The 21,841-nt window shown below is 70.6% G+C and carries 20 protein-coding genes, 1 rRNA gene and 1 riboswitch; of the genes, 13 read left to right on the top strand and 8 right to left on the bottom strand.

The genetic code is table 11. The features are described from left to right. The 11 genes from rrf to KUM38_RS35050 all read left to right on the top strand — a co-directional run. Positions 1–98 (top strand): 5S ribosomal RNA (gene rrf / locus KUM38_RS35100); the annotation flags it as partial. Positions 99–207: 109 nt separating this feature from the next. Beyond that, a complete protein-coding gene (locus KUM38_RS35095) occupies positions 208–816 on the top strand; it encodes a CDP-alcohol phosphatidyltransferase family protein (protein ID WP_073934564.1) in 609 nt (202 codons plus the stop codon). Between the two features lie 115 nt (positions 817–931). Then, positions 932–3,427, top strand: coding sequence for a mannose-1-phosphate guanyltransferase (locus KUM38_RS35090; RefSeq protein WP_217135613.1), 2,496 nt, complete (start codon positions 932–934; stop codon positions 3,425–3,427). 127 nt (positions 3,428–3,554) lie between these two features. Next, positions 3,555–4,451 (top strand): DUF881 domain-containing protein, encoded by an 897-nt coding sequence (locus KUM38_RS35085; protein ID WP_254398172.1) that lies wholly within the window; start codon positions 3,555–3,557, stop codon positions 4,449–4,451. After that, positions 4,448–4,780 carry a small basic family protein gene (locus tag KUM38_RS35080; RefSeq protein ID WP_003988855.1) on the top strand — a complete coding sequence of 111 codons (333 nt, stop codon included), beginning with the start codon at positions 4,448–4,450 and terminating at the stop codon, positions 4,778–4,780. Before KUM38_RS35085 ends, KUM38_RS35080 begins: the two co-directional genes overlap by 4 nt. A 5-nt stretch (positions 4,781–4,785) precedes the next feature. Then, a complete protein-coding gene (locus KUM38_RS35075; RefSeq protein ID WP_217135611.1) occupies positions 4,786–5,685 on the top strand; it encodes a DUF881 domain-containing protein in 900 nt (299 codons plus the stop codon). Positions 5,686–5,746: 61 nt separating this feature from the next. Continuing rightward, complete coding sequence (locus KUM38_RS35070; protein ID WP_217135609.1) at positions 5,747–6,679, top strand: FHA domain-containing protein; 933 nt, start codon at positions 5,747–5,749, stop codon at positions 6,677–6,679. A gap of 38 nt (positions 6,680–6,717) precedes the next feature. After that, complete coding sequence (locus KUM38_RS35065; protein ID WP_217135607.1) at positions 6,718–7,458, top strand: MerR family transcriptional regulator; 741 nt, start codon at positions 6,718–6,720, stop codon at positions 7,456–7,458. An 83-nt stretch (positions 7,459–7,541) separates the two neighbouring features. Then, positions 7,542–8,015: a bifunctional nuclease family protein gene (locus KUM38_RS35060; RefSeq protein WP_030833746.1), complete on the top strand. Its 474-nt coding sequence runs from the start codon at positions 7,542–7,544 to the stop codon at positions 8,013–8,015. Between the two features lie 194 nt (positions 8,016–8,209). Further along, entirely contained in the window at positions 8,210–8,893 is a 684-nt protein-coding gene (locus KUM38_RS35055) for a MerR family transcriptional regulator (RefSeq protein WP_217135604.1), read from the top strand. A gap of 59 nt (positions 8,894–8,952) precedes the next feature. Further along, positions 8,953–10,341, top strand: a complete 1,389-nt coding sequence (locus KUM38_RS35050; protein WP_217135602.1) for a DNA polymerase IV — start codon at positions 8,953–8,955, stop codon at positions 10,339–10,341. 10 nt (positions 10,342–10,351) lie between these two features. Here the strand turns inward: KUM38_RS35050 and KUM38_RS35045 are convergent, their stop codons facing one another. Then, a complete protein-coding gene (locus KUM38_RS35045; RefSeq protein ID WP_217135600.1) occupies positions 10,352–10,726 on the bottom strand; it encodes a PRC-barrel domain-containing protein in 375 nt (124 codons plus the stop codon). Between the two features lie 114 nt (positions 10,727–10,840). Beyond that, positions 10,841–10,936, top strand: a riboswitch (glycine riboswitch). 174 nt (positions 10,937–11,110) lie between these two features. Here KUM38_RS35045 and gcvP point away from each other — a divergent pair. After that, on the top strand, positions 11,111–13,996 hold the full coding sequence (gene gcvP / locus KUM38_RS35040) for an aminomethyl-transferring glycine dehydrogenase (RefSeq protein WP_217135598.1): 2,886 nt from the start codon (positions 11,111–11,113) through the stop codon (positions 13,994–13,996). 57 nt (positions 13,997–14,053) lie between these two features. Here the strand turns inward: gcvP and KUM38_RS35035 are convergent, their stop codons facing one another. The 7 genes from KUM38_RS35035 to KUM38_RS35005 all read right to left on the bottom strand — a co-directional run bounded on the left by KUM38_RS35035 (position 14,054) and on the right by KUM38_RS35005 (position 19,721). Beyond that, positions 14,054–15,139, bottom strand: coding sequence for an ABC transporter ATP-binding protein (locus KUM38_RS35035; protein ID WP_217135596.1), 1,086 nt, complete (start codon positions 15,137–15,139; stop codon positions 14,054–14,056). Between the two features lie 4 nt (positions 15,140–15,143). Next, positions 15,144–15,971: a molybdate ABC transporter permease subunit gene (gene modB / locus KUM38_RS35030; RefSeq protein ID WP_217135594.1), complete on the bottom strand. Its 828-nt coding sequence runs from the start codon at positions 15,969–15,971 to the stop codon at positions 15,144–15,146. Next, positions 15,968–16,765 (bottom strand): molybdate ABC transporter substrate-binding protein, encoded by a 798-nt coding sequence (gene modA / locus KUM38_RS35025; RefSeq protein ID WP_217135593.1) that lies wholly within the window; start codon positions 16,763–16,765, stop codon positions 15,968–15,970. Before modA ends, modB begins: the two co-directional genes overlap by 4 nt. A gap of 163 nt (positions 16,766–16,928) precedes the next feature. Beyond that, positions 16,929–17,324 carry a molybdopterin-binding protein gene (locus tag KUM38_RS35020; RefSeq protein WP_217135592.1) on the bottom strand — a complete coding sequence of 132 codons (396 nt, stop codon included), beginning with the start codon at positions 17,322–17,324 and terminating at the stop codon, positions 16,929–16,931. Between the two features lie 31 nt (positions 17,325–17,355). Next, the gene (locus KUM38_RS35015; RefSeq protein WP_308409132.1) at positions 17,356–18,387 is read right to left on the bottom strand and encodes a LacI family DNA-binding transcriptional regulator; all 1,032 of its coding nucleotides are present in this window, start codon (positions 18,385–18,387) and stop codon (positions 17,356–17,358) included. Positions 18,388–18,620: 233 nt separating this feature from the next. After that, on the bottom strand, positions 18,621–18,821 hold the full coding sequence (locus KUM38_RS35010; protein ID WP_217135590.1) for a DUF5999 family protein: 201 nt from the start codon (positions 18,819–18,821) through the stop codon (positions 18,621–18,623). Positions 18,822–19,136: 315 nt separating this feature from the next. Further along, on the bottom strand, positions 19,137–19,721 hold the full coding sequence (locus KUM38_RS35005) for a hypothetical protein (protein WP_217135589.1): 585 nt from the start codon (positions 19,719–19,721) through the stop codon (positions 19,137–19,139). A gap of 564 nt (positions 19,722–20,285) precedes the next feature. Between KUM38_RS35005 and KUM38_RS35000 the strand changes: the two genes are divergently transcribed. Next, positions 20,286–21,803, top strand: a complete 1,518-nt coding sequence (locus tag KUM38_RS35000) for a glutamate-cysteine ligase family protein (protein ID WP_217135588.1) — start codon at positions 20,286–20,288, stop codon at positions 21,801–21,803. Positions 21,804–21,841 lie beyond the last annotated feature (38 nt).

Here is a 21,841-nt window from a genome sequence, read left to right as displayed (position 1 = left end):
GGGAAACGCCCGGTTACATTCCGAACCCGGAAGCTAAGCCTTACAGCGCCGATGGTACTGCAGGGGGGACCCTGTGGGAGAGTAGGACGCCGCCGAACTCCTTTTAGAGCTCTGGCTCTTGGGCATACAGCCCGAGAGCCAGAGCTTTTTTGCGTTGAGGTAAGGTCGGGGGACATCGTCGATATTTTTCCCACAGGAGGATCCCGGGTGGAGGTCCAGGAGACGCGGGTCCAGACAGACCGCGTCCTCACCATCCCGAACATGCTCAGCATGGCGCGGCTCGTTGGCGTACCACTGTTCCTGTGGCTGATCCTCAGGCCGGAGTTCGGCGGCCCGAAGAGCGACGGCTGGGCCCTCCTGGTGCTGGCCTTCAGCGGCGTCAGCGACTACCTGGACGGCAAGCTGGCGCGACGGTGGAACCAGATCAGCAGCCTCGGCCGGCTGCTCGACCCCGCTGCCGACCGGCTCTACATTCTCTCGACGTTGGTCGGCCTCACCTGGCGCGAGATTCTGCCGCTCTGGCTGACCGCCGTTCTGCTGGCGCGTGAGCTGGTTCTCCTGGTCATGGTGGGCATCCTGAGGCGGCACGGCTATCCGCCGCCGCAGGTGAACTTCCTGGGGAAGGCTGCCACCTTCAACCTGATGTATGCCTTCCCACTGCTCCTGCTCAGTGACGGAACTGGCTGGATCTCGTCACTCGCTGCTATTTTCGGATGGGCGTTCGCCGGATGGGGTACAACTCTGTATTGGTGGGCAGGAGTGCTCTACGTGGTCCAAGTCCGCCGCCTGGTTCGTGCGGACGCCGTGGCCGATTGAACTCGCTGATTGGCACGCACAAGGTGGTGCGATGGCCCGCAGTGGAAAAGTGCGGGACAATCCTGGCGGGTGAAGTCGGCTAGACCGTCGTCTCTTCGAGGAGGACGCTTCCGACATGAAGGCCGTCGTGATGGCCGGGGGTGAAGGCACCCGCCTTCGCCCCATGACCTCAAGCATGCCCAAGCCGCTCCTGCCGGTGGCCAATAGGCCGATCATGGAGCATGTTCTGCGGCTGCTCAAAAAGCATGGGCTCAACGAAACCGTTGTGACCGTCCAGTTCCTTGCATCGCTCGTCAAAAACTACTTCGGTGATGGCGAAGAACTCGGAATGGAGCTCACCTATGCCAACGAGGAGAAGCCACTCGGTACCGCAGGGAGCGTGAAGAACGCCGAGGAGGCGCTGAAGGACGATGCCTTCCTCGTCATCTCCGGTGATGCCCTCACCGACTTCGACCTCACCGAGCTGATCAATTTCCACAAGGAAAAGGGCGCTCTGGTCACGGTCTGCCTGACCCGCGTCCCCAATCCGCTGGAATTCGGCATCACCATCGTGGACGAAGAAGGCAAGGTCGAGCGCTTCCTCGAGAAGCCGACCTGGGGGCAGGTCTTCTCCGACACGGTGAACACCGGCATCTACGTCATGGAGCCCGAGGTCTTCGACTACGTCGAGCCCGATGTGCCCGTCGACTGGTCCGGTGACGTCTTCCCGCAGCTGATGAAGGAGGGCAAGCCCGTCTACGGCTATGTCGCCGAGGGCTACTGGGAGGACGTCGGCACACACGAAAGCTATGTGAAGGCGCAGGCCGACGTCCTGGAGGGCAAGGTCGACGTCGACATCGACGGTTTCGAGATCTCCCCGGGCGTGTGGGTCGCCGAGGGCGCCGAGGTCCACCCCGACGCCGTGCTCCGCGGGCCGCTGTACATCGGCGACTACGCCAAGGTCGAGGCCGGCGCGGAGATCCGCGAACACACGGTCGTGGGGTCCAACGTCGTCGTGAAGAGCGGCGCCTTCCTGCACAAGGCCGTCGTCCACGACAACGTGTACGTCGGACCGCACAGCAATCTGCGGGGCTGTGTCGTCGGCAAGAACACCGACATCATGCGCGCCGCGCGGATCGAGGACGGCGCCGTCATCGGTGACGAGTGCCTGATCGGTGAGGAATCGATCGTCCAGGGCAATGTGCGGGTCTACCCGTTCAAGACCATCGAGGCCGGCGCGTTCGTCAACACCTCGGTGATCTGGGAGTCCAGGGGACAGGCGCACCTCTTCGGGGCCCGGGGCGTGTCCGGGATCCTGAACGTCGAGATCACACCGGAACTCGCGGTGCGGCTGGCCGGCGCGTACGCGACGACCCTGAAGAAGGGCTCGACCGTCACCACGGCCCGCGACCACTCCCGTGGTGCCCGTGCGCTGAAGCGGGCGGTCATCTCCGCGCTGCAGGCCAGCGCCATCGACGTACGGGACCTGGAGAACGTGCCGCTGCCCGTGGCGCGGCAGCAGACCGCGCGGGGCAGCGCGGGCGGCATCATGATCCGGACCACGCCCGGTGTTCCGGACTCCGTCGACATCATGTTCTTCGACGGTCAGGGCGCCGACCTCTCCCAGGGCAGCCAGCGGAAGCTGGACCGGGTGTTCGCGCGGCAGGAGTACCGGCGCGCGTTCCCCGGGGAGATCGGGGATCTGCACTTCCCGGCCAGTGTCTTCGACTCGTACACGGGCTCTCTGCTGCGGAACGTCGACATCACGGGCATCGCGGAGTCCGGACTCAAGGTGGTCGTCGACGCGTCCAACGGCAGTGCCGGCCTGGTGCTGCCGAGTCTGCTCGGCAAGCTGGGCGTCGACTCGCTGACCATCAACCCCGGTCTCGACGAGTCCAGGCCGACCGAGACGGCCGACATGCGGCGCTCGGGGCTGGTCCGGCTCGGGGAGATCGTGGCGTCCTCCGGTGCCGCCTTCGGCGTACGGTTCGACCCCGTCGGTGAGCGGCTGTCCCTGGTCGACGAGAAGGGGCGGATCATCGAGGACGACAGGTCGCTGCTCGTGATGCTCGACCTCATCGCGTCCGAGCGGCGCAGCGGCCGGGTGGCGCTCCCGGTGACCACCACCAGGATCGCCGAGCAGGTCGCGGCCTATCACGGCACGCAGGTCGAATGGACGACCACGTCGCCCGACGACCTCACGCGCGTGGGCGGCGAGGAAGGGACGATCTTCGGCGGCGACGGCAAGGGCGGCTTCATCGTCCCGGAGTTCAGCAGTGTCTACGACGGCACGGCGGCCTTCGTGCGGCTCATCGGACTGGTGGCGCGCACCCAGCTCACGCTCAGCCAGATCGACGCGCGCATCCCGCGGGCACATGTGCTCAAGCGGGATCTGGCGACCCCGTGGGCCGTCAAGGGCCTGGTGATGCGGAGGGTCGTGGAAGCGGCCGGCGACCGGTTCGTGGACACCACCGACGGCGTGCGTGTGGTGGAGACCGACGGCCGCTGGGTGATGGTGCTGCCCGACCCGGCCGAGGCGGTCACCCATCTGTGGGCCGAGGGACCCGACGACGCCTCCGCGCAGGCCCTGCTCGACGAGTGGTCGGCGGTCGTGGACAGCGCGGGTCGGTGAGCGGCCGGCGCGGGCGCTAAAACGAGCGGTACGCGTGCGTGCCGGACAAGTGTCCCCAACGGGGCCTGTCCGGCACGCCGGTAGGTCCGTTCGGAGGTAGTGGCTGCGGCGTGCGACGATGTGCGGCATGCCGCAGCAACCCCCCGTTCGGAGCACACCCGCGCGGCCCGCTCGCCCGGACGCCTCCATGTCGTTGATCACCAACGTCATGGACCACAGCCTCGACGACGGATACGCCGAGGCCGCCGCGCGGCGGAAGGCCGACGGCGGCGGTGGCATGCCGAAGACGCTCAGGGCGAAGCTGGGGTTGGCCGGCGGTCTGGTGCTCGCCGCTCTGATCGTGACCGTCGGTGCCGCGCAGGCCCGGGTCGCGGCTCCCGTCGTGGCCAAGGAGCGTGAGGAGCTGATCGACCGGATCGATCAGGAGACCGAGGCCGCGGACAGGCTCGAGGACAGCGTCGACGAGCTGCGTGCCGACGTGAGCGAGCGGCAGCGCGAGGCGCTCCGGGACAGTGGCGGAGGTGACCGGTCCACATTGGTGGGCATCCTCTCGGGCGCCACCGCGGTGCACGGGCCCGGTGTGCGGCTCGTGGTGGACGACGCCAAGGACGCGAGCACGGGCGGTGACGGGGACGCCCGGTCGACCTCCGGTTTCTCCGACACCGGGCGGGTTCGTGACCGTGACATGCAGCGTGTGGTCAACGGTCTGTGGGAGTCCGGTGCCGAGGCCGTCTCCATCAACGGGCAGCGGCTGACGGCCCTGTCGGCGATCAGGGCCGCGGGAGACGCGATACTGGTCGACAACAAACCGCTGGTGCCGCCGTACACGGTGCTCGCGGTGGGAGACGGCGGAGAGCTGAGCGACCGGTTCCAGAACAGCGCGGACGGGCTGTATCTGCATGTCCTGCAGGAGAACTACGGGATCCGGACGGCCATCTCCGTGGAGGACGACGTCCGGCTGTCCGCCGCACCGAGTGTGATCGTACGTACCGCACAGCCGATAACCGAGAAGGACGCATCGTGATCGCCGTACTGGGCCTCGTCGTGGGAGTCGTGGCCGGACTGTTGGTCCGGCCCGAGGTTCCGGCGGTCGTCGAGCCTTACCTGCCGATCGCCGTCGTCGCGGCGCTCGACGCCGTGTTCGGAGGGCTGAGGGCCATGCTCGACGGCATCTTCGACGACAAGGTCTTCGTGGTGTCGTTCCTGTCGAACGTCGTCGTCGCCGCCCTGATCGTGTTCCTCGGCGACAAGCTCGGCGTGGGGGCCCAGCTGTCGACGGGCGTCGTGGTGGTCCTCGGCATCCGCATCTTCTCCAACGCCGCGGCGATCCGCAGGCATGTGTTCCGGGCGTGAGGCCGATGAGTGAGCACGAGCACAACGAGACGGCGCGCCCGGCGGTGTCCCCGCCGCGGCCCGCTCCGGACGCCGCGCCCGCGGCCGGCCTGCGCAGGGAACTGCCCGCGGAGGTACCCGCCGAGGTGCCCACGAGGGCACCCGCACCCGCGGAGGAGGACGTTCCGAAGCCCTCGCCCGGTCTGACCGGCCGGCAGCGGCTGGTGAAGGGGCTGTGGCCGCCGCGGGTGACCCGGGCCCAACTCATCGTGGCCCTGCTGCTGTTCGGCCTGGGCTTCGGTCTGGCCGTTCAGGTGGCGTCGAACAGCGACGGCGACAGCGCGCTGCGCGGGGCACGTCAGGAAGATCTTGTGCGCATCCTCGATGAACTCGACGACCGCACAGAGCGTCTTGAGGACGAGAAGCAGGGACTCGAGAAGCAGCGCGACGAACTGGAGAACAGTTCCGACCAGGCCGAAGAGGCCCGTAGGCAGACGATCGAGAAGGAACGGCAACTCGGCGTACTGGCGGGCACCGTGGCCGCGCAGGGGCCCGGGATCATGATGACCATCGAGGACGCGAAGGGGATGGTCGAGGCGGACATGCTGCTCGACGCCATCCAGGAGCTGCGCGCGGCCGGTGCCGAGGCGATCCAGGTGAACGGTGTGCGGGTGGTGGCGGGGACCTACCTGACGGACTCCGGAAACGGTGTCGGCGTGGACGGGAACAAGATCACCGCGCCCTATCGTTTCAAGGTCATAGGCAAGCCGCAGGACCTCGAGCCGGCGCTCAACATCCCCGGAGGCGTGGTGCAGACTCTCGAGAAAGAACAGGCCACCGTTACCGTGGAGCGGTCGACCAAGATCGTCGTGGATGCCTTGCGGGCGGTGAAGCGGCCTGACTACGCTCGGTCGTCCTCCCGGTGAACCGGGGGTGCATGAGGGGTGTTCGGCGAGGGCATGAGGTTGCGGGGGGTCGGCGCACCGAATGGGTGGTGCGTGGTGGAAACTGTCTGGCGGAGGCGGACGTTGTGAAGATGTCCGGGTCGGCCAATGTGTTCAGTCAGGGTTCGTCCTGCCCCACGGGCGGGTCTGTTTCGGTCAAGGGGAATCGCCCGTGAAGTTGTTTGCGAAGTTGTTCGGCAAGAGCGCGCGGCGAGAGGGCAGCGACAACGCGACCGCTCGTCATCGCGCACAGCCTGAGGCGGAAGGTCAGCGTCCGCTGTACCGGGACCAGGTGGGTCAGGGCGCGCCGTCCGTTGACCCTGCGCAGTCCGGCGGCATAGGTTTCGGGCAACCGTCGACCTCGGGTACGGGGGGAGGGTTCTCCGACCCGTACGCGTCCCACGCCCCTGGGGGGCAGCCGCGGCAGGAGGATCCGTCCATGTCGGCCCTGGTGTGTACGAGGTGCGGTAACCGCAACGCGGAGAACAGCCGCTTCTGCTCCAACTGCGGCGCGCCGCTGAGGCCCGGGGTCACCCCGGAGCGCCCCTCGGAGACGACGTCCACGATCTCGATCTCCGGTCTCGAGGCCTACGACGCGGAGGCCACTGGTCAGACGCCGACGCCGACGCTCTCTCCCGAGGCGCAGGCGGCCGTCGACGCACTGCCGATGGGTTCCGCGCTCCTGGTCGTGCGCCGCGGGCCGAACTCGGGCAGCCGCTTCCTGCTGGACGGCGACCTGACCACGGCCGGGCGTCACCCGCAGAGCGACATCTTCCTGGACGACGTGACGGTCTCCCGTCGGCACGTGGAGTTCCGGCGCGGTCCGGACGGCTCCTTCACCGTGGCCGACGTGGGCAGCCTGAACGGCACGTACGTCAACCGGGAGCGGATCGACCAGGTCGCCCTGTCCAACGGCGACGAGGTGCAGATCGGCAAGTACCGGCTGGTCTTCTACGCGAGCCAGCGGGGCTACTGACCTCCCCGGATCCGTCCGGGGAACCCCAGGGAAGGTTCATGGTTCAGACACCGAGCGGCGGTGCCGGCGACGGCGCCGCCGCCGCGGGCACCGGACTGATGAGCATCGGCGCGGTGCTGAACGTGCTGCGCGAGGAGTTCCCCGAGGTCACCATCTCCAAGATCCGTTTCCTGGAGTCGGAGGGGTTGATCGAGCCGCAGCGGACCCCGTCGGGGTACCGCAAGTTCGGCGCCGGGGACGTCGAGCGCCTCGGCCATGTGCTGCGCATGCAGCGCGACCACTATCTGCCGCTCAAGGTGATCCGCGAGCACCTTGACGCCATGGAGCGCGGCGAGGCCGTCCAGCTGCCGGTGCTGGGCCGTCCGGGGGACGGGGACACCGGTCAGGAGCCCGCCGCCGAGGGGTCCACGGCGGCGCGCATCGGGCGCGGCCGGCTGCTGGAGGCCGCCGGCATCGACGAGCGGATGCTCGCCGAGTGGGAGTCGTACGGGCTGCTCGCCCCGGTCGAGGACGGCGTGTACGACGCCGAGTCGGTCACCGTCGCGGGGCTCATCACCGAGCTGGGGCGGTTCGGGATCGAGCCGCGTCATCTGAGGGCGATGAAGGCCGCCGCCGACCGCGAGGCCGGCCTGGTGGACCAGGTCGTCGCCCCGCTGAAGCGCCACCGGAACCCGCAGACCAGGGCTCACGCGCAGGCGCGTACGAAGGAGCTGGCGGGGCTCACGGTGAAGCTGCACGCGGCGCTGGTGCAGGCGGCACTCGGGATACGGCTGCCCTGAGACGGAGCGGCGCGGGGCCCGGATCGGCCACCCGTTCCCTGCCCGACTACCCAAACGTCCCGGGCACGGCCTAGGGTTGCTGTGTGAACGAGCTCGATGTCGTAGGTGTCCGGGTCGAGATGCCCTCCAACCAACCGATCGTGCTGTTGCGTGAAGTGGGCGGCGACCGCTACCTCCCCATCTGGATCGGACCGGGGGAGGCGACGGCCATTGCCTTCGCCCAGCAGGGCATGGCACCCGCACGGCCGCTGACCCACGACCTGTTCAAGGACGTGCTGGAAGCCGTCGGGCAGGAGCTCACGGAAGTACGCATCACCGATCTGCGCGAGGGCGTCTTCTACGCGGAGCTGGTGTTCGCCAGCGGCGTCGAGGTGAGTGCCCGCCCCTCCGACGCCATAGCGCTGGCCCTGCGGACGGGTACGCCGATCTACGGCAGTGACACGGTGCTCGACGACGCCGGGATCGCCATCCCGGACGAGCAGGAGGACGAGGTGGAGAAGTTCCGCGAGTTCCTCGACCAGATCTCGCCGGAGGACTTCGGATCCAGTAACCAGTGAGGGCGGTCGGCGGCCGCCGACCGGGTCGGCCGTCGTGGCTCGCGCCGAGCGCATTCGGCTAGCCTTTCCCCGCGGTGAGGTACGGGAAACCACTCTTAGGGTGATTATCACTCGGCGTGCCGAGTGTGGCGATCGTTGACGCACCCTTGGTGACTGCCTACCTTCGAGGAGGCAGGTCAAGGACGGAGGTCGGCGTGAGAAGCAGCGGCGACGGTACGGCTGGGGGTGCCCCCGGGCGCGGTTTCGGGGCGGGCGGGCCGTACCCTCCCCAGAGCTCCCGGCTCCGTCCGAGCGGGGGTCATCCCGCGCACGGCGGCGCGATCGACCAGGCTCCGCAGCGACCGACGGCTGTGCCGAGCAGCGGAGGGGCGACATCCATGGCGTCCGAGCAGATCGGCTACCGGGGGCCCACGGCCTGCGCCGCCGCCGGTATCACCTACCGGCAGCTCGACTACTGGGCCCGTACGGGTCTGGTCGAGCCGAGCGTGCGGCCGGCCCATGGATCGGGCACGCAGCGGCTGTACAGCTTCCGCGACGTCGTCGTGCTGAAGATCGTCAAGCGGTTCCTGGACACGGGCGTCTCCTTGCAGAACATCCGCACCGCGGTCCAGCACCTGCGTGAGCGCGGCTTCAGCGACCTGGAGCGCATGACGCTGATGAGCGACGGGGCCACGGTCTACGAGTGCACCTCGCCCGACGAGGTCCACGCCCTGCTCCAGGGCGGCCAGGGTGTCTTCGGCATCGCCGTGGGCGTGGTGTGGCGGGACGTGGAGAGCGCGCTGTCCCAGCTGCACGGGGAGCGCGTCGACACCGGGGAGACCCTGGTCGGGCACAACCCGATGGACGAGCTGGCCCGGCGGCGGAACAAGGCGGTCTGAGGCTGTCCGGGGCCGTCCGGGAACGGCCGTTGTCAGTGGCGTAGGGCAGCATCGGAGATGTGAGATCCGCGCCCACGATCCTGCATCTCGACATGGACGCCTTCTTCGCCTCGGTGGAGCAGGCGTCCAAGCCGAGCCTGCGCGGGAAGGCGGTCGTCGTGGGCGGGCTCGGGCCGCGGGGTGTGGTGGCCACCGCCTCGTACGAGGCACGGATCTTCGGCGTCCACTCGGCGATGCCCATGGCGCAGGCCCGGCGGCGCGCGCCGAACGCCGCGTACCTGGTGCCGAGGTTCGCTCTCTACCGGTCGATCAGCGAGCAGGTGATGGGGTTGTTGAAGGCCCTGTCACCACTGGTGGAGCCGCTGAGTCTGGACGAGGCGTTCGTGGACCTGGAGGCCGGCGGTGCGGCCTGGGACGAGCGGTCGGCGCGTCTGGCCGGGGCGAAGCTGCGCGCGGACATACGGGCGGTCACGGGGCTCACCGGGTCGGTGGGGCTCGCGGCCTCCAAGATGCTGGCGAAGATCGCCTCGGAGCAGGCGAAGCCGGACGGACTGGTGCTGATCGAGCCGGGCACGGAGCGGGCCCTGCTGGGGCCGCTGCCGGTCCGCACCCTGCCGGGCGTCGGGCCGGCGACCGGTGATCACCTGCGGCGGGCGGGGATCCACACGGTCGACGAGCTCGCCGAGGCCGGGGAGGACGAGCTCGTACGGCTGCTGGGCAAGGCCCACGGGCACGCGCTGTTCGCGATGGCGCTCGCCCGGGACGAGCGGCCCGTGGTGGCCGAGCGGGAGGCCAAGTCGGTGTCGGTCGAGGACACGTACGACGTGGACATCCACGACCGGCTGCGGGTGGGGACGGAGGTGCGGCGGCTCGCGGACCGGTGCGTGCGCAGGCTGCGGGCGGCCGGCCTGTCGGGGCGGACCATCGTATTGAAGGTACGCCGGTACGACTTCTCGACCCTCACCCGGTCCGAGACGCTGCGGGGTCCCACGGACGATCCGGCGGTGGTGCGGGAGGCGGCCGCGCGGCTGCTGGACTCGGTCGACACGACGGGCGGGGTGCGGTTGCTGGGGGTCGGGGTCAGCGGGCTGGCCGACTACACGCAGGAGGACCTGTTCGCGCAGGCGGGCGGGCACGTGGACGACCTCCCGCACGAGGAGGCCGAGGCCGCGCCCGCGCCTGAGCCGGAGACGCCCGCCGAGCGGCGCTGGCCGGCGGGGCACGACGTGCGGCACGCCGTGCACGGGCCCGGATGGGTACAGGGAAGCGGGCTGGGCCGGGTCACGGTGCGCTTCGAGACACCCGACTCGGAGCCGGGCCGGGTGAAGACCTTCCGTGTCGACGACCCGGCTCTGCAACCGGCGGAACCGCTGCCGCTGGTGTCCCGAAGACCCGGGGAGGCCGAGGGCGCGGGGGCCGACGGCGGGGTGCGAGCGGAGGGCGGGTGAGCGGGGCGGATCAGGACGACTTGTCGTTCCCGGCGAGTTTGCCGAAGTCGCGGTCCGGGAGGGGAGGAGGAGCGGCGAGGTCCAGGCCGTAGTGGTGGTAGAGCTGGAGTTCCTGTTCGGGGGAGAGGTGGCGGCCCACGCCGAAGTCGGGGGCGTCCTTGATGAGGGCGCGTTCGAAGGGGACGTGGAGGGCGCCGTCGATGAGGTCGCTGGGTTCCAGGGGGACGAAGGCGTCCCTGCTGAACAGGCCGGTGCGTATCGCCGCCCACTCCGGTACGCCGGTGGCGTCGTCGAGGTAGACCTCGTCGATCGTGCCGATCCGGGTTCCGTTGCGGTCGAACGCCTTGCGGCCGATCAGGTGGCGCGGATCGATGTCGGTCTGCACAGGCCCTCCACTGGTCGCAAACTCATCCGTAAGCACTACAGAACGGCACAATCGGCTGGACGGCCACTCGGAGGTATCGGTGTGGTGCTCGCTGGTACGCTGGCAAACGGCTGCTGACCCCGTGCGGGAGAGCCCTCCGGACACCATCGGAGGCGCCGAAGGAGCAAATCCTCCCCGGAATCTCTCAGGCACACGTACCGCACGGACGAGGTCACTCTGGAAAGCAGGGCGGATGTCGACGGCTTCCGCTCTCACCGACGGTGAAAGCCGGACGCCTTCGGGCCGTCCGGTGAAGCTCTCAGGTTGAGATGACAGAGGGGGAGGCCGTCCGGGCACCCGCGCCGTGGTGCCCCTCGAAGGTCGTCGGACCAGGAGGCCTCCTCAATGACCGCCCCTCGCACTCCGCTCTCCGAGCTCGAACAGGGAATCCCCTTCGAGCAGCGCCACATCGGCCCCGACCACGAGGCCCGGGCCAAGATGCTCGCCCAGGTCGGCTACGGCTCGCTGGACGAGCTGACGGCCGCCGCCGTGCCGGACGTGATCAAGAACGCCGACGCGCTGGACCTGCCGGGTGCCCGGAGCGAGGCCGAGGTGCTGGCCGAGCTGCGCGCGCTGGCCGACCGCAACGAGGTGCTCGGCTCCATGATCGGGCTCGGGTACTACGGGACCTTCACCCCGCCCGTCATCCTGCGCAACGTGATGGAGAACCCGGCCTGGTACACGGCGTACACGCCGTACCAGCCGGAGATCTCCCAGGGCCGGCTCGAGGCGCTGCTGAACTTCCAGACCGTGGTCGCCGAGCTCACCGGCCTGCCGACCTCGGGGGCCTCGCTGCTCGACGAGGGCACCGCCGCCGCCGAGGCGATGGCGCTGTCCCGGCGCATGGGCAAGAACAAGAAGGGTCTGTTCCTGGTCGACGCGGACGCGCTGCCGCAGACCATCGCCGTGATCGAGACCCGCGCCGAGCCGACCGGCGTCGAGGTCGTCGTCGCCGACCTGAGCGAGGGCATCCCCGCCGAGGTCGCCGGGCGCGAGATCAACGGCGTGCTGATCCAGTACCCGGGTGCCTCCGGTGCCGTGCGCGACATCAAGCCGGTGATCGACCAGGCGCACGAGCTCGGCGCGCTCGTCACCGTCGCCGCCGATCTGCTCGCCCTCACGCTGCTGAAGTCGCCCGGTGAGCTGGGCGCGGACATCGCGGTCGGCACCACGCAGCGCTTCGGTGTGCCGATGGGCTTCGGCGGGCCGCACGCCGGCTACATGGCCGTGCAGGAGAAGATGGCGCGCAGCCTGCCCGGACGGCTCGTGGGCGTCTCCGTCGACGCGGACGGGAACAAGGCCTACCGTCTCGCCCTCCAGACCCGTGAGCAGCACATCCGCCGCGAGAAGGCCACCAGCAACATCTGCACCGCCCAGGTGCTGCTCGCCGTCATGGCCGGCATGTACGCCGTCTACCACGGCCCGGAGGGGCTGCGGCTGATCGCCCGGCGCACCCACCGGTACGCCACCGTCCTCGCCGAGGGGCTGCGGGCCGGCGGAGCCGAGATCGTGCACGGCTCCTACTTCGACACGCTGACCGTACGCGTCGCCGGGCGGGCGGCGCAGGTCGTCGCCGCCGCCCGCGGCAACGGCGTCAACCTGCGCCTGGTCGACGCCGACCACGTCTCGATCGCCTGCGACGAGACCACCACCCGGGAGCAGCTGGCCGCCGTGTGGAGCGCCTTCGGCGTCGAGGGCGACGTCGAGGCCATGGACGCGGCCGCGCGGGACACGCTGCCGGGCGCCCTGCTGCGCAACGACGAGTACCTGACCCACCCCGTCTTCCAGCAGCACCGTTCCGAGACCGCGATGCTGCGCTACCTGCGCCGGCTCTCCGACCGCGACTACGCGCTGGACCGCGGCATGATCCCGCTGGGCTCCTGCACCATGAAGCTCAACGCGACCACCGAGATGGAGCCGGTCACCTGGCCCGAGTTCGGTCAGCTGCACCCCTTCGTGCCCGCCGAGCAGGCCCAGGGCTACCTCACGCTCATCCACGAGCTGGAGGAACGTCTCGCCGAGGTCACCGGCTACGACAAGGTGTCCCTCCAGCCCAACGCCGGCTCCCAGGGCGAGCTGGCCGGTCTGCTCGCCGTACGCGGCTACCACCGGGCCAACGGCGACGAGCAGCGCACCGTCTGCCTGATCCCGTCCTCCGCGCACGGCACCAACGCCGCGAGCGCCGTGATGGCCGGCATGAAGGTCGTCGTCGTCAAGACGGCCGACGACGGCGAGATCGACGTCGCGGACCTGCGGGCGAAGATAGGGCAGTACCGCGACGAGCTGTCCGTGCTGATGATCACGTACCCCTCGACGCACGGCGTGTTCGAGGAGCACGTCGCCGACATCTGCGCCGAGGTCCACGAGGCCGGCGGCCAGGTGTACGTGGACGGCGCCAACCTCAACGCCCTGGTGGGTCTGGCCAAGCCCGGCCACTTCGGCGGCGACGTCTCGCACCTGAACCTGCACAAGACCTTCTGCATCCCGCACGGCGGCGGCGGCCCCGGCGTCGGCCCGGTCGGCGTGCGGGCGCACCTGGCGCCGTACCTGCCGAACCACCCGCTCCAGCCGGAGGCCGGTCCGGAGACCGGCGTCGGGCCCATCTCGGCGGCTCCGTGGGGCTCGGCGGGCATCCTGCCGATCTCCTGGGCGTACGTCCGTCTCATGGGCGGCGAGGGCCTGAAGCGGGCCACGCAGGTGGCCGTGCTCAGCGCCAACTACATCGCCAAGCGCCTCGAGCCGCACTACCCGGTGCTCTACACCGGCCCCGGCGGACTGGTCGCGCACGAGTGCATCATCGACCTGCGCCCGCTGACCAAGGCGACCGGCGTCAGCGTGGACGACGTCGCCAAGCGGCTGATCGACTACGGCTTCCACGCGCCGACGATGTCGTTCCCGGTGGCCGGCACGCTGATGATCGAGCCCACCGAGTCCGAGGACCTCACCGAACTCGACCGGTTCTGCGAGGCGATGATCGCGATCCGCGCGGAGATCGAGAAGGTCGGCTCCGGCGAGTGGCCCGCGGACGACAACCCGCTCCGCAACGCCCCGCACACCGCCGCCGTGCTCGGCGGGGAGTGGAAGCACGCGTACGCCCGCGCGGAGGCCGTGTTCCCGGCCGGGGTGAGCGCCGCCGACAAGTACTGGCCGCCGGTGCGCCGCATCGACCAGGCCTTCGGCGACCGGAACCTGGTCTGCTCCTGCCCGCCGCTGGACGCGTACGAGGACTGACACACGGCGAAGGGCCCCGCTCCAGCGACTCGGAGCGGGGCCCTTCGCCGTGTGCGGCTAGGCCGGGTACGCGTGCGTCTGCGTCGCCTTGACCGTCGCCCAGACCGTCGCGCCCGGATGCAGGTCGAGTTCGGCCGCGGCGACCGTGGTGAGGTCGGCGGCCAGGGCGAGGTCGCCGGTGAGTTCCGCGCGGACCCGGTCCCCGTGGGTCTCCAGACCGGCGACCGCGCAGCGCCAGAGGTTGCGGGCGCTGGAGCCGGTCGGCCGGTCCCGGTACAGGGTGACGGCGCCGGGCGGGAACGCCACGAAGGCGGGCCCGGAGAGGTCCTCCGTGGTGCTCACGGCGGGGCCCGCGTCGAGTCGCACCGTGTGGCCGTCGGCCTGCCCGCGATACAGGTTGAGGCCGACCAGCTGGGCGATGTACTCGGTGCGCGGGTGGCGGGCGATGTCGGAGGGCGTGCCCTCCTGCACGATCCGGCCCTGTTCCACGACGACCAGCCGGTCGGCGAGCACCATGGCGTCCAGCGGGTCGTGCGTGACCAGGACGGCGACGGCCTCGAACGCTGCCAGATGACGGCGGAGCTGCGCGCGCACCTCCAGCCGGGTGCGGGCGTCCAGGGCGGCGAGCGGTTCGTCCAGGAGCAGCAGCCGGGGGCGGGTGGCCAGGGCGCGGGCGAGGGCCACCCGCTGGGCCTGGCCGCCGGACAGCCGCCGGGGCTTGGTGCCCGCGTGCTCGGCCAGACCCATGCGGTCGAGCCATTCGGCGGCCCGGGCGCGTGCCTCCGCCTTGCCGGCGCCCCGGCAGCGCGGTCCGAAGGCCACGTTGTCGAGCGCGGTCAGGTGCGGGAAGAGCAGATAGTCCTGGAAGACGACACCTACCGGGCGGGACTCCGGCGGGGTGCGGCGCAGATCCGCGCCGTCCAGCCGCAGATGCCCGGCGCCGAGCGGGGCGAGGCCCGCGAGTGCGCGCAGGGCGGTGGTCTTGCCGGCCCCGTTCGGTCCCAGCAGGGCGACGACGTCACCGGGCGCGGCGGTCAGCGCGACGTCCAGGCGGAAGGAGCCGCGGTCCACGACGAGCCGCGCGTCCAGGCCCTCGGCGGCGGTGCCGGCCGGGTCGGGCAGGTGTCCGGGATTCTTCGGCATGATGTCAGACGGTCCTCATCCAGCGGTCCCGCAACCCGGCCAGTACGGCGATGGACACCGCCAGCAGGACCAGGCTGAGGGCGATGGCGGCGGCCGGGTCGTTCTGCAGGGCGAGGTAGACCGCGAGCGGCATGGTCTGGGTGCGGCCGGGGAAGTTGCCGGCGAAGGTGATCGTCGCGCCGAACTCCCCGAGGGCCCGGGCCCAGGCCAGTACGGCACCGGCCGCGATGCCGGGGGCGATCAGCGGCAGCGTGACGCGGCGGAACGCGGTGAAGCGGGAGGCGCCCAGGGTGGCGGCCGCCTCCTCGTAGCGCGGGTCGGCGGCCCGCAGCGTGCCCTCGACGCTGATGACGAGGAACGGCATCGCCACGAACGTCTCGGCGAGGACGACGCCCGTGGTGGTGAAGGGCAGGGTGACGCCGAACCAGGCGTCCAGCCACTGGCCGACGACGCCGTTGCGGCCCAGGGCGAGCAGCAGGGCGACACCGCCCACCACCGGGGGCAGCACCAGCGGGAGCGTCACCAGGGCGCGGACCAGGCCGCGGCCGGGGAAGTCCGTACGGGCCAGCAGCCAGGCCAGCGGAACGCCGACGACCAGGCTCAGCGCGGTCGCCGTCGTGGCGCACAGCAGCGACAGCCGCAGCGCCTCCCACACCTCGGGGCTGGCCAGCTGCTCGGGGAGGTCCCGCCAGGGGGCGCGCAGGAGGAGGGCGAGGAGGGGCACCAGGAGGAACGCCAGGCCCAGGAGGGCGGGCGCGAGGAGGGCGAGGGGGACACCGCGGACGGGGGCGCGGGGGCGTGCCTTCCGAGGGGTTTCCCGGCCGGTGGTCATGGCTTCAGGAACCCCGCCCCACCCAGCACCTGCTGACCCTCCGGCGACTTGACCAGCTCCACGAACTCCTTCGCCGCCGAGGGGTTCGGGGCGTTCTCGAGCCGGGCGATCGGATAGTCGTTGACGGCCTCGGCGGACTCCGGGAATTCCACGCCCTCCACCTTGGCACCGGCCGCCTTCACATCCGTGCGGTACACGACGGCGGCGTCGGCCTCCTTCAGCTCGACCTTCGTCAGGGCGCTCTTGACGTCCTGCTCGTACGAGACCGGCTCCAGCTCTACGCCGCCGGAGGTGAGGGCGGTCCGCGCGGCGGCTCCGCAGGGCACCGTCTCGTCGCACAGCACGACCTTGAGGCCGGATGCGGTCAGATCCTCGAGGGAGTCGATCGCGTGCGGGTTGCCCGGCGCGGTGGCGATCTCCAGCCGGTTGCGGACGAACGTGCTCGGGCTGCCCGTCGTGAGCCCCTCGTCCGCCACGAGCTTCATCGTCCCGGTGCTGGCCGCCGCGAAGACGTCGGCCGGTGCGCCGTTGCTGATGCCGGCCGCCAGACCGTCGCTGCCGCCGAAGCTGAAGGCGACCTCGGTCCCCGGGTGCTCCTTCTCGAAGCGCTCGCCCAGCGTCGTGAAGCTCTCCTTCAGCGAGGCGGCCGCGAAGACGGTGACCGTGCCGGTGACGCCCTGCCCGCCGGACTCCGCGGACGAGTCCGAGCCGGACGCGGAGCAGGCGCTCAGCGCCAGTAGGGCGGCGGCTGTCCCGGCGCCGGTGATCCGACGGGTCCGATGCGGACGGGTCATCTCGGAGCACTCCCTCTGGGACCAGGGAAGAGCCCGCAGAGCCCTCCCGATGCACCGATCATACTGGCGCATCTGCCAGGTGTTCACTCCCTGCCTCCTTGCATGAGCCAGGAAAAGCTGCCGGAGGTGGCGCATGTGCGTTCGCTCGGGTGTGCCGCCGTCGTCAGGTGCGGTCGATATGGACGTTCGTCGACTTCACGCGGGCCGTGGCCTCCATGCCGACCTCCAGCCCCAGTTCCTCGACGGCCTCCCGGGTGAGCAGCGACACGAGGCGGTGCGGGCCGGCCTGGATCTCGACCTGGGCGGCGACGTCGCCGAGCTTGATCGCGGTGACGATGCCGGGGAAGGCGTTGCGGGCGGAGGTGTACGGGGTGCCCTCCTCGACGGCGCCGGCCCTGGCGAGTTCGACGGAGAACGCCGCCAGGTCCCGTCCGTCGACGAGCCGGCGTCCGCCGTCGTCGCGGTGGGTGGTGATACGCCCCGCGTCCGCCCAGCGGCGGGCGGTGTCCGGGCTCACGCCGAGCAGCCTCGCTGCCTGGCCGATCGTGTAGGACTGCATGCCGGTCACGATAGGTGGTGCCGCAGGTGCGTCAGCCCCGCTCGGCGGGAGCCGCCGTGCTCGCGCGGGCGACGAGGTCCGTACCCAGTTCCACGCGGGGGGAGTCCGGCTGTTCGCCGCGGGTGAGACGGAGCACCGTACGGACGGCGAGTTTGCCCATGTCGGCCAGGGGCTGGCGGACGGTGGTCAGCGGCGGCGCCGACCAGCGGACCTCCGGAAGGTCGTCGAAGCCGACCACGCTCATGTCCTCCGGGACCCTGAGCCCCCGGCCGCGCAGCGCCTCGATCGCCCCCAGCGCCATCTGGTCGCTGGCCGCGAACACCGCGGTCGGCGGCTCCGGCAGGTCCAGCAGGACGTTGCAGCCCGCGAAGCCGGCCTCCGGGCGGAAGTCGCCGGGGACGATCAGCGACGCGTCGAGCGCGATGCCGGAGCCCTCGAGCGCCGCCCGGTAGCCGTCGAGCCGCGCGCGTGAGCAGAGCAGGCGCGACGGCCCGGCGATCATGCCGATCCTGCGGTGCCCCAGGGCCAGCAGGTGTTCGGTCGCGGCCATGCCGCCCGACCAGTTGGCGGCGCCGATGGTCGGCACGTCCGCGGGGGGAGAGCCGGCCGGGTCCACGACCACCAGCGGGACGCCCAGTATCTGCAACTCCTCGTGCAGTGTGTTCATCGCGGAGGTCACGAGGATGACGCCGTCGGACGCGCGCGCCCGCAGGTTGCGCATCCACTCCCGGGCGTCGCCGGAACGCCCGTGGATCGCCGACACCACCGTGCCCGCCCCGGCCGCGTGGGCGGCCTCCTCGACACCGCGGATGATCTCCACCGCCCAAGGGCTGCCGAGGTCGTTGAAGACCAGGTCGAGCAGGACCGCACGCGAGGTGGAGGCGTTGGGGCGCTTGCGGTAGCCGTGGCGGCGCAGCAGGTCCTCGACCCGGGCGCGGGTCCCCGGGGAGACGTCGGAGCGGCCGTTGACCACGCGGGAGACGGTCGGCACGGAGACGCCGGCCTGCCGGGCGATCTCGGTGATCGTGACTCTGCCCCCGGTGCCGGCCCCCTGTGCTGCCACTTGCCCCACCTCCGTGACGAAACCCGCGGAACTTCCAGGAGTCTTCCGGAAAGCGGGTGCCCGTGGGAAGGCGTCGCGGGGCGGACTCTTGCCGGGGGACCGGCCGGTCACCCTTTCCACGCGCCGGACTACCGTGAGTGATCCGTCCCGGACACGCGTCGGGGCCGGCGCGCGGGAGGTTCCGCGTCCGGCCCCTGGTGTCCCCGGGCGGGCCCCGTTCCGCCCGGTCGTGCTCAGGCGGTGGTCAGGCTGGCGCCCCGGGGACGCTGCGGGGCGATGACACTGCCGTCGGGCAGGAGTTCACCGGTGTCCTCGAAGAACACGACACCGTTGCACAGCAGGCTCCAGCCCTGCTCCGGGTGGTGCGCCACGAGACGGGCGGATTCCCGGTCGGCGGAGTCGGCTGAGGGGCACGGTGGCTGGTGCTGGCACATGGATGGGATCTCTCGCTCTGTGGTGACCTGTGAGTCGGCTGTCGTTTCAGTTCCGCGGCGTGAAGCTTCGCTCATGGCCGCCCCCCCGTTGTGATAGGTCGGTCGGAAACCAGTGTTGCCCCATGGACGAGGATCCGCAGGGATTTCGCGGCACCGCTCCTCACAGGTTGATGACGCGTCACCCGTGCGGACGGTTCATCTCAACTGCACTGTCAATTCGGGTGGTTCGCCGTGGTCGGATGGGGCTAGTCCTCTGGGAACGGCACGTACCCCGCCGCGTCGGGGGTTCCGGGCGGCGGGGTACGCGGTGTCTTCTCAGGCGGGTGAGCCGAGCAGGCGGGTCGGTGCCACCCGGTGGGTCAGGACCGGGAGCAGGTCGGCGAACCGGTGCGGGCGGTGGGCCGCGATGCCGGGCGGTGCCGGGGCGAGCGGGACGAGCAGATCGCCGGCGGCCGGGTGGCCGGTGGCGCCGTCCGCCGTGGGATCGCCGTGCAGCCAGAGCGCCAGCATGTAGAGCCCCGGCACCGAGAGCAGCCGGGGCTGGTACGGCTGCGTCATGGCCTCGGCCTGGCGCAGCGCGAGCTCGGTGGAGGTGATGTAGGGGCCCTCGAAGAAGCGGGAGAACGTCCAGCCGTCGGCGGTGAGCACGGTGTCCGCGGCGGCGACCGCGCGGTCACCGGTGCGGATCAGGAAACGCCAGCCGGCCAGCCGGGTCGCGGTTCCCCCGTCGGGGGCGGTCCGGTCCAGGACGTGCACGGGGAGGGGCAGCTCGGCTGAGGTGGGTCCCTGGGCGACGAGCAGAGAGGGAGTTCGGGCTTCGCGGACCGCGGTCGGAGAGGAGAGCGCGGTCAGGACGGAACGCAGTGCGGGCGCGGGAGCCGGGGGGACATGCAGCGGCATGGTGGGTCGCCTCTCATCATTCGAAGGCACAGTGGCGCGAGGGCGGGGCGTGGCGGGGCGGACGGCGCTGTCAGCTCGCGAAGGTCAGAGAGGCAGGGGCCGGGACTCGAGTCCGGGAGACGGGGCGAGGAGTGCCGCACGCCACCTCCCGGCTGGATCACTCGAACCGTGGGCGCCAACCTTCTGCCTTGTGCGCAAAGTTTATACGACACGTGTTCAGACTGTGTTTCCACTAGCTGTTTTCGACCGGCGGAACAAGGGTACTTCTGGCCGGTGAAACGCGAAAAACATCCCGATTTCAGGCAGGGTGCACGCCGATGACCTCGGAAAATGACCGCGAAGCGGTCGGCCAATTCTCGTCGGCGTTTTTCACGAGTTCGCAACAGGCCCGCAAGTCGCCTTCTGTGCCATGCCCCGTGAATGTGCCACTGGTCACCGTCGACCAGACTAGCGGTCGACGGTGCCGTCCGGGGCGTTATCGATCGCATCGACGGGGCATCCTTGCCTGTGACCGGGACCCCGGCGGACGATCTTCGGTCCGCCCGTGCGAGAAGGGACGCTTCGATGGGGGAGAAGGTCGTGGCAGGTCAGTTCGACCTCTCCGATCGCCAGCGCTACCGCGAGAAGCTCCGCAGCTGCCTGACGGGCTTGGAGCGACTCCTGGCGGAGAAGCGGTTCGACCGCCCCAAGAACCTCATGGGGCTGGAGATCGAATTGAATCTCGCGGGCGCCGACGGCATGCCGAAAATGTTGAATGCACAAGTCCTCGAAAGGATCGCCAGCAGGGACTTCCAAACAGAACTCGCCATGTTCAATCTGGAAGTGAACATCACCCCTCACCGATTGGGCGGGCGGGTATTCGACCGGCTCGACGAGGAACTGCGCACTTCGCTCGCGTACGCCGACCGGAAAGCCGGTGAGGTGGACGCGGGGATCGTGATGATCGGCATCCTGCCGACGCTGGACCGGGACGACCTGGTCTCCTCGAATCTTTCCGACGTCGATCGCTACGCATTGCTCAACGAACAGATCGTGGCCGCGCGCGGTGAGGACTTCACACTCGACATCGACGGCGTCGAGCGCCTCAGCTGCACCTCCAAGTCCATCGCCCCCGAGGCCGCCTGTACCTCGGTGCAACTGCACCTCCAGGTCACCCCGGAGCGCTTCGCCAGTGTGTGGAACGCGGCCCAGGCCGTCGCCGCCGCCCAGGTCGCCGTCGGCGCCAACTCGCCGTTCCTGTTCGGCCGCGAACTGTGGCGCGAGTCCCGGCCCCCGCTGTTCCAGCAGTCCACCGACACGCGCCCGCCCGAGCTCCAGGCCCAGGGCGTGCGGCCGCGCACCTGGTTCGGGGAGCGGTGGGTGACGTCGGCCTTCGACCTGTTCGAGGAGAACCTGCGCTACTACCCGGCCCTGCTGCCCATCTGCGACGACGAGGACCCGCTCGAGGTGCTGGACCGGGGCGGCGTCCCCTCACTCGCGGAACTCGTCCTGCACAACGGCACCGTCTACCGCTGGAACCGCCCCGTCTACGGCATCGCCGACGGCGTCCCCCACCTGCGCGTGGAGAACCGCGTACTGCCCGCCGGCCCCACCGTCACCGACGTCATCGCCAACGCGGCCTTCTACTACGGCGTGGTCCGTGCCCTCGCCGAGGACAGCCGGCCGGTGTGGACCCGGCTGCCGTTCGAGGCGGCGGCCGCCAACTTCGACGCCGCCTGCGAGCACGGCATCGACGCCCGCCTCACCTGGCCCCGGCGCGGCCGCCTCGGTGGGCTGGGCGAGGTGGACGCGGTCACCCTCGTACGGGACGAACTGCTGCCGCTCGCCGAGGCCGGGCTGGACGCGTGGGGGATCGAGCCCGCCGACCGCGATCTGTACCTCGGGGTGATCGAGGAGCGGTGCCGGCGAAGGGTGAACGGCGCGACCTGGCAGGCCGCGACCTTCCACCGGGCCCTGGACCTGGGCCTCGGCCGGGAGGCCGCCCTGGCCGCCACCACCCTCCGCTACCGGGAGCTGACGCAGCAGGGCGATCCGGTGCACAGCTGGCCGGTGGGACTGCCGGAACCGGTGCCGACGGGCTGACCCCCCCACGGACCACCCCCGCACGGCCTCCACGAATC

Origin of the sequence: Streptomyces sp. AC558_RSS880, from assembly GCF_019049255.1 — a bacterium.
Taxonomy (GTDB): domain Bacteria; phylum Actinomycetota; class Actinomycetes; order Streptomycetales; family Streptomycetaceae; genus Streptomyces.
The sequence above is the reverse complement of the archived record's forward strand: the minus strand, read 5'-3'. Positions and strand labels throughout refer to the sequence as shown.